The 15,140-nt window shown below is 63.0% G+C and carries 12 protein-coding genes; 10 read left to right on the top strand and 2 right to left on the bottom strand.

All coding sequences use genetic code 11. From position 1 onward, the window contains the following. Nucleotides 1–260 precede the first annotated feature (260 nt). The 10 genes from BM416_RS03925 (at nucleotide 261) to BM416_RS03880 (ending at nucleotide 13,138) form a co-directional block, all read left to right on the top strand. Nucleotides 261–920, top strand: a complete 660-nt coding sequence (locus tag BM416_RS03925; RefSeq protein ID WP_092485713.1) for an ABC transporter ATP-binding protein — start codon at nucleotides 261–263, stop codon at nucleotides 918–920. Then, on the top strand, nucleotides 917–3,379 hold the full coding sequence (locus BM416_RS03920) for an ABC transporter permease (RefSeq protein WP_092485709.1): 2,463 nt from the start codon (nucleotides 917–919) through the stop codon (nucleotides 3,377–3,379). Before BM416_RS03925 ends, BM416_RS03920 begins: the two co-directional genes overlap by 4 nt. After that, a complete protein-coding gene (locus BM416_RS03915) occupies nucleotides 3,369–4,430 on the top strand; it encodes a lipocalin-like domain-containing protein (RefSeq protein WP_092485706.1) in 1,062 nt (353 codons plus the stop codon). Before BM416_RS03920 ends, BM416_RS03915 begins: the two co-directional genes overlap by 11 nt. A gap of 113 nt (nucleotides 4,431–4,543) precedes the next feature. Next, nucleotides 4,544–6,010 carry a hypothetical protein gene (locus BM416_RS03910; protein WP_092485703.1) on the top strand — a complete coding sequence of 489 codons (1,467 nt, stop codon included), beginning with the start codon at nucleotides 4,544–4,546 and terminating at the stop codon, nucleotides 6,008–6,010. Between the two features lie 217 nt (nucleotides 6,011–6,227). Further along, on the top strand, nucleotides 6,228–7,151 hold the full coding sequence (locus BM416_RS03905) for a substrate-binding domain-containing protein (protein WP_092485700.1): 924 nt from the start codon (nucleotides 6,228–6,230) through the stop codon (nucleotides 7,149–7,151). A gap of 63 nt (nucleotides 7,152–7,214) precedes the next feature. Continuing rightward, on the top strand, nucleotides 7,215–8,723 hold the full coding sequence (locus BM416_RS03900) for a sugar ABC transporter ATP-binding protein (RefSeq protein ID WP_092485698.1): 1,509 nt from the start codon (nucleotides 7,215–7,217) through the stop codon (nucleotides 8,721–8,723). Beyond that, nucleotides 8,689–9,681: an ABC transporter permease gene (locus tag BM416_RS03895; RefSeq protein WP_092485695.1), complete on the top strand. Its 993-nt coding sequence runs from the start codon at nucleotides 8,689–8,691 to the stop codon at nucleotides 9,679–9,681. Before BM416_RS03900 ends, BM416_RS03895 begins: the two co-directional genes overlap by 35 nt. Nucleotides 9,682–9,706: 25 nt before the next feature. After that, nucleotides 9,707–10,798, top strand: a complete 1,092-nt coding sequence (locus tag BM416_RS03890; RefSeq protein WP_065923773.1) for an alcohol dehydrogenase catalytic domain-containing protein — start codon at nucleotides 9,707–9,709, stop codon at nucleotides 10,796–10,798. 4 nt (nucleotides 10,799–10,802) lie between these two features. After that, a complete protein-coding gene (locus BM416_RS03885; RefSeq protein ID WP_065923774.1) occupies nucleotides 10,803–12,335 on the top strand; it encodes an FGGY-family carbohydrate kinase in 1,533 nt (510 codons plus the stop codon). A gap of 77 nt (nucleotides 12,336–12,412) precedes the next feature. Next, nucleotides 12,413–13,138 carry an SDR family oxidoreductase gene (locus BM416_RS03880; RefSeq protein ID WP_092485692.1) on the top strand — a complete coding sequence of 242 codons (726 nt, stop codon included), beginning with the start codon at nucleotides 12,413–12,415 and terminating at the stop codon, nucleotides 13,136–13,138. On the opposite strand, the gene BM416_RS03875 is transcribed toward BM416_RS03880, so the two are convergent. Next, nucleotides 13,135–14,139, bottom strand: coding sequence for a LacI family DNA-binding transcriptional regulator (locus BM416_RS03875; protein WP_065923776.1), 1,005 nt, complete (start codon nucleotides 14,137–14,139; stop codon nucleotides 13,135–13,137). The two genes, BM416_RS03880 and BM416_RS03875, sit on opposite strands and share 4 nt — an antisense overlap. 58 nt (nucleotides 14,140–14,197) lie before the next feature. Continuing rightward, nucleotides 14,198–15,061 (bottom strand): LysR family transcriptional regulator, encoded by an 864-nt coding sequence (locus BM416_RS03870; protein ID WP_092485689.1) that lies wholly within the window; start codon nucleotides 15,059–15,061, stop codon nucleotides 14,198–14,200. Nucleotides 15,062–15,140: the final 79 nt, after the last annotated feature.

Genomic DNA, 15,140 nt, shown 5'->3' with positions numbered 1-15,140 from the left:
GTGTTGTATTAATTAGGCGCAACTTGTCGGCAAGTGCCCGAAGTGAAGCGCGAGGCTGTCACAGGGTGGCTGTCTTTTCGCTGAACATGCTGCGGTTAAAAGTTGCCAGGCGTGGCAACTAATAAGTTGTCGACGAGTGACGCTTGGCCGGCAATTTAAAGTGCGGTGGGTGGGCGGCCGGTGAAAACCATGTGAAAAATTTGCGTGACCTTGATCCTCAGCCGTTATTCTCGATTGCCAGCCATCCGATGAGTGTTCCCATGTTGCAGGTGCAAGGTGTCTTCAAAAGCTACGCCACCCCCCAGGGCCCGTTGGCGGTACTGGCGGGGGTCGACCTGCACCTGGGGGCGCGCAGCAGCCTGGCGTTGATGGGTGAGTCCGGCAGCGGCAAGAGCACCCTGCTGCACCTGGTTGCCGGGCTTGATCGGGTGGACGGCGGCAGCATCGAGGTGGGTGAGCAGCGCCTCGACCGGATGAGCGAGGCGCAACTGGCCCTCTGGCGGCGTACCGAGATTGGCCTGGTGTTCCAGCAGTTCAACCTGATCGGCAGCTTGCGCGTCGACGACAACCTGGCGTTCCAGGCCCGCCTGGCGGGGCGTTTTGATCCGCAGTGGCAGGCGCAATTGGTCGAACGCCTGGGCCTGGGGGACTTGCTCAAGCGCTATCCGGAACAACTCTCGGGCGGCCAGCAGCAACGGGTGGCCGTGGGGCGGGCGTTGGCCTCGCGCCCAGGTTTGCTGTTGGCTGACGAGCCCACCGGCAACCTGGACGAAGCCACCAGCGACGAGGTCCTGCAACTGCTGCTGGACCTGCTGCGCGACAGTCCCACCAGTCTGTTGATGGTCACCCACAGCCCACGCATCGCCGCCCGACTGGACCGGCAAGTGGTGCTGCATCATGGACAGGTCATGCCGACGTGAGGGTGTTTTACTGGACCTTGCGTGCCTTGCTCAGCCATTGGCGACGCCATCTGGTGCAGTTCTTCAGCGTGCTCACCGGCCTGTGGCTGGCCACCGCGCTGCTGACCGGGGTGCAGGCCCTCAACAGCCAGGCCCGCGACAGTTACGCGCGCGCCAGCCAATTGATCGGCGGCGAACCCCAGGCCAGCCTGAGTGCGCCGGACGCTGCCAGTTTCGCGCAAACGCTGTTTGCCCAACTGCGTCGCGCCGGGTGGCCGGTGTCGCCGGTGGTGCAGGGGCGGCTGCAACTCAAGGGGCATGAGGACGTGCGCCTGCAGTTGATGGGCATCGAACCACTGTCGTTGCCCGGCAGCGGCGCGGTGGCGGGGCAGCGCCTGAGCCAGGCGCAGATGCTGGCTTTCTTTGAACCGCCGGGGCGTACCTGGATTGCGCCGCACACCTTGCAGGCCCTGGGACTGCGTGAGGGCCAGCAACCGCTCACGCTGAATGGGCAGCGCCTGCCGCCGTTGCAGGTCCAGGCGGATATGGCGCCCGGCCTGTTGCTCACCGATATCGGGTTTGCCCAGGCGCTGCTGGAGATGCCCGGCCAGCTCTCGCGCCTGCTGGTGGACAAGGCCTTCGCCGCTCGCCATCCCACACCGCCCGCCGGGCTGCAGCTCAAGCAGGGCGAGGAGAATAACCTTGCACGGTTGACCGAGAGCTTTCACCTGAACCTTGATGCGCTGGGTTTCCTGTCGTTTGTGGTGGGGCTGTTTATCGTGCACGCGGCCATTGGCCTGGCCCTGGAGCAGCGGCGCGGGTTGTTGCGCACCTTGCGCGCCTGTGGGGTGAGTGCGCGGATGTTGATCCTCGGCCTGGGGGTGGAGCTGGGGGCGTTGTCACTGTTGGGGGGCGTGCTCGGCGTCGCCAGCGGTTACCTGCTGGCCAGCCTGTTGCTGCCGGATGTGGCCGCCAGCCTGCGTGGCTTGTATGGCGCCGAGGTGCCGGGCCAATTGAGCTTGAGTCCCTGGTGGTGGGCGGCAGGGTTGGGCTTGAGCCTGCTCGGCGCCTTGCTTGCCGGCGCCAGCAGCCTATGGCGCGCGGCGCGTTTGCCGTTGCTGGCGCTGGCCAACGCCCAGGCCTGGCGCGAGGCCCATGGGCGCTGGTTGCGGCGCCAGGGCTGGGTCGCGGCCACGGCCTTGCTGATCGCGTTGTTGGCGTTATGGCTGGGCGACAGCCTGGCCGCCGGTTTTGTGTTGATGGCGGCCTTGCTGCTCGGCGCCGCCCTGGGCCTGCCGGTGCTGCTCAATGGCCTGTTGGAGGCGCTGCTGGGGCGAAGCCGTTCGGTCCTCGGCCAATGGTTCCTGGCTGACTGCCGCCAACAATTGCCGGCCCTGAGCCTGGCATTGATGGCGCTGCTGTTGGCCTTGGCCGCGAATATCGGCGCGGGCTCCATGACCTCGGGCTTTCGCCACACGTTCAACAACTGGCTGGAGCAACGCCTCACCGCCGAGCTGTACCTCAACCCGCAAACCCCGGCCCAGGCAGAGCAACTCAGCGCCTGGCTGGCGCAGCAACCGCTGGTACAAACCGTGTTGCCCACCTGGCAGGTCGCTGTGCAATTGCAGGGTTGGCCGGCGGATCTGTTTGGCGTGGTCGACGACCCGACCTATCGCCAGCACTGGCCGTTGCTGGAAGCGGCGAGGGCGCCGTGGGACCAGTTGCAGCAAGGCGAGACCCTGATGCTCAGCGAACAGCTGGCGCGGCGGCTCGGGGTGACGCTGGGTGATACGGTGAGCATTCCCACGCCCCAGGGGGTGTGGTCGCCCACCGTAGTGGGGGTGTACGCCGATTACGGCAACCCCAAGGGCCACGTGCTGGTCAATTCCCGGCACCTGCTGGCCCACTGGCCGACACTGACGCCGGCGCGATTCAACCTGCGGGTATTGCCGGAAAACGTGGCGCCGCTGGTGGCTGAAGTGCAGCGCGCCTTTGCCCTGGAAGACAGCCGTATCGTCGATCAACAGCAACTCAAGGGCTGGTCGAGCCAGGTGTTCGAGCGCACCTTCGCCGCCACCGCCGCGCTCAATAGCCTGACCTTGGGCGTGGCCGGCGTGGCGCTGTTCATCAGCCTGCTGACCCAGAGCCAGAGCCGCCTCGGTCAACTCGCCCCGCTGTGGGCATTGGGGGTGACGCGCAGGCAATTGATGCTGCTGAACCTGGGGCAAACCTGGCTGCTGGCGGTGCTCACGCTGCTGCTGGCATTGCCCTTGGGCCTGTTGCTGGCGTGGTGCCTGGATGCGGTGATCAACGTGCAGGCCTTTGGCTGGCGCCTGCCGTTGCAAGTGTTCCCGTGGCAGCTCGCACAATTGCTGGGGCTGGCGCTGCTGGCCACGTTGTTGGCGTCGGCTTGGCCGCTGTGGCAGCTGTACCGCAGCCGTCCGGCGGATTTGTTGAGGACGTTTGCCCATGAAGATTAGGGCGTTGATGTGCGCTGTATTACTGCTGGCGGCCTGTGACAAAGTCCCCGCGCCCCAGGAAAGCTTCGCCGGCCTGGGCAGTGACGCCGCCGACTTTGCCCAGGTGCTGCCCGGCAAGGTCTTCAGCTTTCCCGAGGACCATGGCCCCCACGATGGCTTTCGGATCGAGTGGTGGTACGTCACCGCCAACCTCAAGGACGCCCAGGGCAATGTGTTCGGCGTGCAATGGACGCTGTTTCGCAACGCCCTCAAGGCCGGGCCGACCCAAGCGGGCTGGCACGACTCGACCGTATGGCTCGGCCACGCCGCCGTCACCTCCGCCACCCGCCACTACGCCGCCGAACGCTTCGCCCGCGGTGGCGTCGGCCAGGCCGGGGCGCAGGCCGCGCCGTTCAACGCCTGGATCGACGACTGGAATTTCGCCAGCCAGCCCGGCGCCGCGAGCGCGTTGGCGGACATGCAGCTCAAGGCCAGCGGTGCGCAATTTGCCTACGACCTGCGCCTCACCTCCAGCCGGCCATTGGTGTTGCAAGGCGACAACGGCTACAGCCGCAAGTCCGATCAGGGCCAGGCGTCGTACTACTACAGCCAGCCGTTTTTTACCGCCGAGGGCAGTGTCAGCATCGACGGCAAGACGTATCAGGTCAGCGGCCCTGCGTGGCTCGACCGCGAATGGAGCAGCCAACCGCTGACCGCCAGCCAGACCGGCTGGGACTGGTTCTCCCTGCACCTGGACCGAGGCGAGCAACTGATGCTGTTTCGGGTGCGGCAAACCGACGGCGCGTCCTACCTGACCGGCACCTGGATCGACCGCGAAGGCCACACCCAGACCCTGCACAACGCCGACATCCAACTGGCACCGCTGGACACCACGGTGATTGACGGCCGCCAGATTCCTACACGCTGGTCGCTGAAGATTCCCGGCAAGCAGCTGGATATCACCACCCAGGCCGTCAACCCCAAGGCCTGGATGAACCTGAGTATTCCGTACTGGGAAGGGCCGGTGCGGTTTGAGGGTGGGGTGGGGTACCTGGAGATGACCGGGTATTAGATGAAGAAATTTCCTACAAAAATACTGGACATACATACAGTTGTTGGCTAGATTCCATCCCAGGTGACCGGATGTCACCTGACCTTCAGTTTTTAACTATGGATGGATAAAAAATGAAATCGAAAAAAGCCTTTATGCTGGGCGCGGCCATGGCGGCCTCCTGCTTCGTTTCGGCCTTCGCCCTGGCCGAGCAATACCCTTCGCAGCCCACCCCCAAACTGAGTGCACAGGCGGTCAAGCAGGCCGCGGGAAAAGCCCTCAAGTCGGGCGGTACGCTCGAAGCCAAACCCATCTCCGCGCAGTTGCAGCAAAAACTCAAGGCGGCGATGACGGTCAAGGCGGCCGCAAAATCCAAGGCCGTGGCCAGTCAACCGGCAAAAACCACCACGGTTGCCACCGCTGACAGCGAACTGAAGAAACCCGCCCAGGACCAGTTGAAAACGGCGGTTGCCGAATTCGTGCCGCTGTTTCCGACACTGGACGTCAATACCCTCTACACCATCACCGATGTGCAGACAGGCCAGGAGTTTCCCTACCACTTCAACCTGCCGCAAAGTGCTCGCGTGCTGGTGCAACTGATTGACCAAAGTGCCGGTGCCAATATGTCGCTGAGCCTGTTCCGGGATGACGGCCAGGGCAATCCGCAACTGATCGGTACCTCCGACAACGCGGGCAATGCCGATGAGTTCCTGGATGGCGTGCTGCCGGCGGGGGATTATTACTGGTACATGGTGGCCAATGAGGCCACCGACGCGCAGTTCAGTTTTGGCGTGGCGGTGGACACCAACATCGATGCCTATGAACCCAACGACACCCCGCAAGCCTCGTTCGTGCTGCCCGACGCCCTGAACAAGGTGACGGGCAATCTCGACAACCCGGATGATGTCGACTACTTCGCGTTCCAGGCCACCCGTGGCCAGAACGTGGCGATGTCCCTGAGCGATGACAAAAAAGAGGTGAGTGACCAGTGGATCTTCGAGCGTCTGGAAGGTAACAACTGGGTCCAGGTACCGGTCGGCGATGACCTGGTTGCCTCCGGTCTGGCACCTGGCTATGTGGCGCAAGTGCGGGTTCGTGCCAACCCTGGCGTCACCCAGGATCCGAGTGTCCAATACAACCTGACCTTGGGTTCGGCGCCTCAGTTGAAGAGCTTCGACGTGAAGGGCGACAACATTGTGCGGGTACCGGTGTCGGTGTTCCCTCTGGCAACGCAGACCGCGCGCACGTTGAATTGGTCGACCCAATGGGCCGACTCCACGGGCGTGCCGCTGCTGGGGGTAACGCCGATCCTGCGCGTCGACAAACGCTTTGACGGTGCCGAGTTCCATTGGACCGACTTCAAGGCCACCACCAACAGTGCTGGCGCGACCCTGGCCAGCGCCTCCCTGGGTGAGTGCTTCGGCGACTACCGTGTGGTAATCCCGGACAGCAGCACCGGCGTGGCGTACAACTGGGACACCACCTTCAACTTCGGTGGCTGGCGCATCGAGCTGGATGAGTTCCAAGGTGTGGGAGTGGGCGGCGATAACGTCCCTTACGTGAGCCTGGGGCACATCTGCACCCAGAACATCACACACTGATACATCGCGATAAATGAAAGGGGCAGCCGGAACCGGCTGCTCCTTTTTTTTCGTTTCGCCAACGCTCGTTTCGGCGACAGGCTCGCCACCGGCGATCCCACATTTGTTCGGGACTGACCAACGGCCTCTTGCACCGGCCTGGTTTCCTTGCTAGTTTCTCGCAAAATGTTAACGATAACATTTGCTCTAAAAATAAAAACAAAACAGAGACCACGCCATGAAAATGCTCCCGAAAACCCTGTGTTTATTGGCTGTAAGCATCACTCTCGGCAACGCTGTACCGGCGTTCGCCGACGCCCCCAAGCCGATCCGCATCGGCGCGTCGTTCCAGGAAATCAACAACCCCTATTTCGTCACGATGAAAAACGCCCTGGAAGAAGCCGGCGCGAGCATCGGTGCGAAACTCATCATCACCGATGCCCGCCACGACGTGTCCAAGCAGGTCAGCGACGTGGAAGACATGTTGCAAAAAGGCATCGATATCCTGCTGATCAACCCCACTGATTCGGTAGGCGTGCAATCGGCCGTCAAGTCCGCCCACGCCGCCGGTGTCGTGGTGGTGGCGGTGGACGCCCAGGCCGAAGGCCCGCTGGATTCATTCGTCGGTTCGAAGAACTTCGACGCCGGTTTCCAGGCGTGTGAATACCTGGCCCAGCACATCGGCGACAAAGGCAATATCGCCATCCTCGCCGGCATCGCCGTGGTGCCGATCCTAGAGCGCGTGCGCGGTTGCAAAGAGGCCGTGGCCAAGCACCCGGACATCAAGATCGTGAGCGTCCAGAACGGCAAGCAGGAGCGTGACCAGGCGCTGACCGTCACCGAAAACATGCTGCAGGCCCAACCCGGCCTCAAGGGTATTTTCAGCGTGAACGACAACGGCTCCCTCGGTGCGCTTTCTGCCATTGAGGCCAGCGGCCTGGACGTGAAACTGGTCAGCGTCGACGGCGCGCCGGAAGCGATCAAGGCGATCCAGAAACCCGGCAGTAAATTCATCGCCACCTCGGCCCAGTACCCCCGTGACCAGGTCCGCCTGGCCCTGGGTATTGCCCTGGCCAGGAAGTGGGGCTCGCAAGTGCCCGCCACTATCCCGGTGGACATCACTCTGATCGACCAGGCCAAGGCCAAGGACTTCAGCTGGTAAACCGCCCAGGCCCCTCGGCATGCGTGGGGCCCTGGTCATCCTTCTGAGCGAGAGGTCGGCGGCATGAGCAGTCTTCTGAAGCTGGAAAATATCTGTAAGCGTTACCCGGGGGTGCAGGCCCTCAAGTCCATCAACCTGCAAGTCGAGCGCGGCGAGATCCATGCCTTGCTCGGCGAAAATGGCGCGGGTAAATCAACCCTGATGAAGATCCTCGGCGGCGTCGAGCATCAGGACGAAGGGCGCATCCTCATCGACGGCCAGACACAACGTTTCGCTACTTACCGCGACGCAATCGCTGCCGGGATCGGTATCGTGTTCCAGGAGTTCAGCCTGATTCCCTACCTCACGGCGGTGGAAAATATCTTCCTCGGCCATGAGCTGAGCAACCGCTTTGGCCTGCTGCGCAAACGCGAGATGGCCGAGGCCGCCGAGGCGTTGTTCCAGCGTTTGGGCGTGAGCATCGACCTGCATTGCGCGGTCAAGCATTTGAGCGTGGCCGAGCAGCAATTCGTCGAAATCGCCAAGGCCCTGGCCCTGGATGCGCGTTTGCTGGTGCTGGATGAGCCCACCGCGACCCTGACGCCCAGCGAGGCCGAACTGCTGTTCGAGATCATGCGTGAGCTCAAGCGGCAGGGCGTGGCGGTGATTTTTATCTCCCATCACCTGGAAGAGATTTTTCAGGTGTGCGACCGCATCAGCGTACTGCGCGACGGCGGCAACGTGGGCGTGACCGATGTGGCCGACAGCGATATCGACCGCCTGGTGGAAATGATGGTGGGCCGCCGCCTGGAATGCAGTTTCCCGCCCAAGCCCGGCGCCGAACGCGGTCCGTTGTTGTTGGAGGTCAAGGACATCCAGCTCGTGCGCAACGGGCCGCATAACAGCTTTCAACTGCACAAGGGCGAGATCCTCGGCTTTGCCGGTCTGGTCGGCTCCGGTCGCACTGAATTGGCCCTGGGCATGCTCGGCGCGCTGCCGTCGGTGAGCAAAGAGGTGTGGCTGCGTGGTGAAAAAATCCGCCTTGACGACCCGGCCCAGGCGCTGGCCCATGGCATCGGGCTGCTGCCGGAAAGCCGCAAGAGCGAAGGGCTGATCACTGATTTCAGCATTCGCGAAAATATTTCCCTGAATAACCTGCCCAAATACCAGAACGCCGGCGGCCTGATCGACAAGGCCAAGGAGTGCGCCAGCGTCGAGGCATTGATGAAGCAGCTGTCGATCAAGGCCCCGAGCGGCGAAAGCCGAGTGTTCAACCTCAGCGGCGGCAACCAGCAAAAGGTGGTGATCGCCCGCTGGATCAACCACCACTGCGATGTGCTGGTGTTCGACGAGCCCACGCGCGGCATCGACGTGGGCGCCAAGGCACAGATCTACGCGCTGATGCGCAGCCTCACCGAACAGGGCTACGCGATCATCATGATTTCCTCCGAACTGCCCGAAGTCATCGGCATGTGCGACCGCGTCGCCGTGTTCCACAAGGGCGCGATCGTCAAGGTCCTGGAAGCGTCCGCCGTCAATCCTCAAGAGGTCATGCGCCATGCAACAGGGGGCTCAAGTGAATACGTCCATTAACCGCGCTGACACCGCTCGGCTGCGCCTGAACCTGGCGCGGCTGGTGCGCTCGCCGGCGTTCTATCCGTTCGTGGGGCTGGTGGTGGTGACCCTGGTGATGATCCTGGCCAGCGACACGTTCCTGACCGCCAGCAACCTGTCGAACATCGCGCGCCAGGTATCGATCAACGCGATTATCGCGGTGGGCATGACCTGCGTGATTCTCACCGGTGGCATCGATTTGTCGGTAGGACCCGTGATGGCGTTGTCCGGCACGCTGACGGCCGGGCTGATGGTCGCGGGGCTGCCGCCGGGGCTGGCGATAGGTGTCGGTATGCTGATCGGCGTGGCGTTCGGCATCGGCAACGGTCTGTTCGTGGCCTACCTGCACATGCCACCGATCATCGTCACCCTGGCGACCATGGGCATCGCCCGGGGCCTGGGCCTGATGTACACCGACGGCTACCCGATTTCCGGGCTGCCGGACTGGTTTGCCTTCTTCGGTCGCGAAAGCGTGTTCGGCATCCAGGTGCCGATCCTGATCATGTTGATCACTTACCTGGCCGCCTACGTGCTGCTGCAACACACGCGCATCGGCCGCTACATCTACGCCATCGGCGGCAATGAAGAAGCCGTGCGTTTGTCCGGCTTGCGCGCGGCGCGCTTCAAGTTGCTGGTGTACGGCATCAGCGGCCTGACCGCCGCGATTGCCGGGCTGGTGCTCACCTCACGCCTGATGAGCGGCCAGCCGAATGCCGGCGTGTCGTTCGAATTGGATGCGATTGCCGCCGTGGTACTCGGCGGCGCGTCGATTGCCGGCGGGCGTGGGGTGATTGTCGGCACCTTGCTCGGCGCCATGCTGCTCGGGGTCTTGAATAACGGATTGAACATGCTCGGGGTGTCGCCCTACGTCCAGAGCGTGATCAAGGGCGGGATCATTTTGCTGGCGATTTTCATCAGCCGTCAGCGCCATAAATAAACTTCTCTCATACAGGCCAACCATCATGGACAAGCACACCCAAATGCAAGCCGTCGTCTGCCACGGCCCCAAAGACTACCGCCTGGAACGCATCGGCAAACCCCAGGCGCGGCCCAATGAACTGGTGATCCGCATCGCCGCGTGCGGCATCTGCGCCAGTGACTGCAAGTGCCACTCGGGCGCGGCGATGTTCTGGGGCGGCGACAACCCGTGGGTCAAGGCGCCGGTGGTACCGGGCCACGAGTTTTTCGGTTATGTGGAGCAAGTGGGGGAGGGCGCCGAGGAACACTTCGAGGTACAGGTGGGCGACAAGGTTATCGCCGAACAGATCGTGCCGTGCGGCAAGTGTCGTTTCTGCAAGTCGGGTAAGTACTGGATGTGCGAAGTGCACAACATCTTCGGCTTCCAGCGTGAAGTGGCCGAAGGTGGCATGGCGCAGTACATGCGCATTCCCAAGACCGCCATTGTGCACAAGATTCCCGCGTCGGTTTCGCTGGAAGACTCGGCGCTGGTGGAGCCGATGGCCTGCTCGATCCACACCGTCAACCGTGGCGATATCCAGCTTGACGACGTGGTGGTGATCGCCGGTGCGGGCACCCTCGGGCTGTGCATGGTGCAGGTCGCGGCGCTCAAAACACCGAAGAAACTGGTGGTGATCGACATGGTCGATGAGCGCCTGGAGCTGGCGAAAAAATTCGGCGCCGACGTGGTGATCAACCCGGCACGGGACAACGCCCGCGAGATGATCAATGGCCTTACCGACAATTACGGCTGCGACGTCTACATCGAAACCACCGGCGTGCCGGCCGGCGTCACCCAGGGCCTGGACCTGATCCGCAAGCTTGGTCGGTTTGTCGAGTTCAGTGTGTTCGGCGCCGAGACCAGCGTGGACTGGTCGATCATCGGCGACCGCAAGGAGCTGGACGTGCGTGGCGCCCACCTCGGCCCTTACTGCTACCCGATTGCCATCGACCTGTTCGAGCGCGGACTGGTCACCTCCAAGGGCATCGTCACCCATGATTTCCCGCTGGATGACTTTGCCGAAGCCTTTGAGCTGGCCAATTCGACGAAGTCGATCAAGGTGTTGTTGAAACCGGTGCTGCCATCCCAGGAGTAGCAGCATGAACTACGTGATGGGTGTGGACATAGGAACCCAGAGTACCAAGGCGCTGCTGGTGGATGCTCAAGGCACGATCATTGCCCAGCACCGCCAGGGGTATAGCGTGGATACCCCCAAGGTGCGCTGGGCGGAGCAATGGCCGCAGGTCTGGCTGGATGCGGTCGAGGCCTGCGTGGCGCAATGCATGGTCAAGGCCGGAGTGGCCAAAGACCAGGTCAAGGCGCTGTGCATCAGCAGCCTGTATGGCGGTTCGGGCATCGCGGTGGATGGGCAGATGACACCGTTGCACCCCTGCCTGATCTGGATGGACCGCCGCGCCGGCGAGCAGGTGGCGTGGGTGCGCGAGCATGTCGACCTGGATCGTCTGTTCACGATCACCGGCAACTCGGTGGACAGTTATTACGGTTTCACCAAGATGCTCTGGCTCAAGCAGCACCAGCCCGCGGTCTGGGCGAAAACCCGCTACTTGCTGCCGCCCAACAGCTATATCAACTGGTGCCTCACGGGTGCGCTGGCGGTGGACCATAGCAGCGCCGGTAATATCGGCGGGGTCTACGATGTGGCGGCGCGGGGTTGGTCCGAAGCAATGCTCGCGGCGCTGGATATACCGTTGGCGATGATGCCGCAGCGACTGTTGTATTCCGGCGAAGTCGTCGGTGGTTTGCTTGAAGACTGGGCCACGCGCCTGGGCTTGCAGGCGGGCACTCCGGTGCTTGCCGGTGGCGTGGACGCGGCCATGGCAACGCTGGCTGCCGGCGTCACGCAGCCGGGCAACCATGTGGCGATGATCGGTACCAGTATGTGCTGGGGCTACCTGAACCAGCAGGTGGAGGCGCACCACGGCCTGGTCAGCATGCCCCATGTCTACAACGGCCACCGGGACCTGTACATCTTCGGTGGCGCGATCACCGCCGGGGCGTCGGTGAGCTGGTTTCGCGAACAGTTCTGCCAGGCCGAGGAACAACAGGCCAAGGCCAGCGGTCAGGACAGCCTGGTCCTGCTGGAACAGAGCGCGATGAACATTCCGGCGGGCAGCGAAGGGGTGTTGTTCCTGCCGTACCTGATGGGTGAGCGCAGCCCGGTGTGGGACGACCGCGCCAGCGGCAGTTTTGTCGGGCTGAACCTGTATCACAGCCGTATCCACCTGTACCGCGCGGTATTGGAGGGGGTGAGTTTTGCCCTGCGCCATAACATCGAGGCGGGTACTCGTGGCGCGCACTCGTTGGACCCGCGCTTGATCGTGGTAGGGGGCGCGAGCCATTCGGATTTGTGGATGCAGATCATCGCGGACGTCACGCGGTTACCGGTGTACACCATTGTCCAGGAAGTCGAGGCCGCCTTGGGCGCGGCGTTGCTGGCGGCGCATACGGTGGGGCTGGTGAGTGATGGGGAAATGGATAAAGGGTGGGTGCACCTGGCGTTGCGGGCTGAGCCCAAAGCGGAAAACGTCGAGGCGTATGACCGGGTGTTCGCCGAGTATCTGAAACTGTATCCGGCCCTGAGACCGATCATGCACAACCTGCAAGCCACCTGAATCAACACGGTCCAAAAGTGTGGGAGCGGGTTTGCTCACTCCCACAGGGGATCTTTATCGCCTAGGGAATAGTGATCATGAACGCAGTCTTCAACTTCACCCACCGACGCATTCTCGTCACCGGCGCCAGCAGTGGCATCGGCCGTGAAATTGCCCGGCAACTGATCGCCAGCGGCGCCGAAGTTTTTGCCCTCGGCCGCGACGCCAATGCCCTGTCGCAACTGGGCTGCCACACCCTGTGCCTGGACATCGCCGACAGCACCGCCCTCGACAACGCCCTGCAAGACTTGCCGCCCTTGCATGGCCTGGTTAACTGCGCGGGCATCTCGCGCCTGGAACCCGCCGCCTCCATCAGTGCAAAAGCCTTTGATCAGGTCATGCAGATCAACGCCCGCGCCGCCGCCCAGGTGGCCAGCCGAGTGGCGGCCAAAATGATCGAAGCGAACATCGCCGGCAGCATTGTCAACATCTCCAGCCAAGCCTCGTTGGTCGCGCTGGACGACCACCTCAGCTACTGCGCCTCCAAGGCCGCGCTGGATGCGATTACCCGTGTGCAGTGCGCCGAATGGGGCCGATTTGGCATTCGCGTGAACAGTGTCAACCCCACGGTAACGCTCACGCCGATGGCAACCATGGCCTGGTCCGACCCGGCCAAGCGTGATCCTGCATTGGCGGCAATCCCCCTGGGGCGCTTTGCCGAGACCGTGGAAGTGGCGTTACCCGTGCTGTTCCTGCTCAGCGATGCCGCCAGCATGATCAGCGGAGTGAGCCTGCCGATCGACGGCGGCTACACCAGCCGCTAGCCGTTCTCCAGCTTGCCGGCGATCACCACCTTGTCCCGAGGTTTGTGCGGGTCTTCCAGGCGATCGAGCAGCAGGCGTACCGCGCTGCTGCCGGCCAGCGAGGCGTCGTGGGCCACGCACGCAATCGGTACGCCGAAGATATCGGCGAAGGGCAGGCGATCGATGCCGCAGATGGTCAGGCTGTCATGGGGAATGTTGTGCATGCGCAGGGCGCGCAGGGCACCCAGGGTGATCAACTGGTTGAAGCCCATGATCGCGTCCGGCGCCGAGTGTTCGGCGAGGTAGTCGAGGGTGTGCAGGTAAGAGGGCATCAGCGTGTAGTCGCCGGCTTGCACTTCCACCTGTACCTGCGGGTGTTCGGCCAGCACTTCGCGCAGGCCCTTGAGGCGTTCGACGGTGATGCGCGAATGCTCGGGGCCGGTCAGCACCAGCAGGCGCTTGAGATCGGGCGTTTGGCGCAGCAGGTAATGTGCAGCCTGGATGCCGCTGTGGTAGTTGTCGAGCACCACGCGGCTGAATGGGCTGTCGTGGATCGTACGGTCGAGCAGCACCACTGGGGTCTTGCCATTGCCCAGTCGCTCCAGGTAATCGGGTTGGTAGCTTGGCTCGTCGGAGACCGGCGACAGGATGATCCCTGCTACGCGGTAGCCCAGCAGGGTATCGACCGCCTTGCTTTCCAATTCCTCCAGCTCATCGGTGTCCACCAGCATGATGGTGTAGCCGTGCTGTTTGGCCTCGCGGGAAATCGCCTTGATCATCTCGCTGTAGAACGGATTGTCCACTGACGCGGTGATCACGCCGATGATCAGGCTTTCACTGCGCTTGAGCCCGCGGGCGAAGGCGTTGGGCACATAGTCGAGTTCGCGCGCTACGTCGAGGATGCGCGCCAAGGTGGCCGGTTTGACCAGGTCAGGTTTGCTCAACGCCCGGGACACGGTAATGGTGGTCATGCCGACGCGTTTGGCGATGTCGCTGATGGTGACGGACTTTTTCTTGTTCATCGGTAAGGCTGCGAGAGGACACACCCGCAGGCTAGCATGTGCGGCGACATACGGTGATTCAAATCAACGGGTCCCAGCGCTGCGACCAGTCACTCTCGGCCTTGACCACTTCACGCAGCAGCCCCAGGGCCTGTTGCAACACCGCCGAATCCCGTGCCCGCGAGTACACCAGGAACGTCGGGAAGCTGAACTCCGGGGCCTTGGGCACGCGCTGCATCACGCCGCTGTCCAGGTAGCTCTGTACCACCCGCGTGCGGAAATACCCGGCGCCGCCGTTCTCGAGGATGTACTGCAATGCCAGCGGCCCGAGGTTGAAACTCACCGCCGCGCGAGCCCTGTCGGGCAAAGCGGCGTCGTGCTGCTGGCGGAAACCCGGGCCCCAGTCGATGTAGACGTACGGGGCCGGTTTGCTCGTCAATTGCACCAGGATCAGTTTTTCTTCCAGCACCTGCTCCACCTGCAACCCCGGCCAGTACTGCGGCTGGAACACCAGCGCGGCATCGAGTACGCCGAGCTCCAGCTGCCGCAGCAGGTATTCACCTTCACGCACTTCGGTGCGCAGGGCATGCCCGGGGATCTGTTCGCGCAGGGCCCGGGCCCAACCGAGTATCAGCGGGTTGCACAGGCTGACTTCCCCGCCGATATGCAGCACATTGCGGTAGCCATCGGGCAACGGCAGGTCGCGCCGCGCGGCTTCCCAGGTTTGCAGCAACTGGTTGGCGTACACCACAAATGCCTCGCCGTCGGCGGTCAGGCGCGCACCGGCACGGTTGCGCACGAACAGCGTACTGCCCAGCTGGCTTTCCAGGTTTTTAACGCGTGCGGTGATGGCGGTCTGGGTGACGTGCAGTTTCTCGGCTGCGGCGGCCAGGCTGCCGCAGCGGGTGATTTCCAGGAAAGTGCGTGCCAGTTCGATGTCCATGAAGCCCCCGGGGATGAATGGGAGGCATTGTAGAGGCAGGGGATTGGAGTGCGCTCAGAAAATGTGGGAGAGGCAAGTC

The sequence above is a fragment of the Pseudomonas sp. NFACC42-2 genome, from assembly GCF_900116055.1.
Lineage (GTDB): Bacteria > Pseudomonadota > Gammaproteobacteria > Pseudomonadales > Pseudomonadaceae > Aquipseudomonas > Aquipseudomonas marginalis.
Note: the sequence above shows the minus strand (reverse complement) of the source record. Positions and strands in the feature narration are given on the sequence as shown.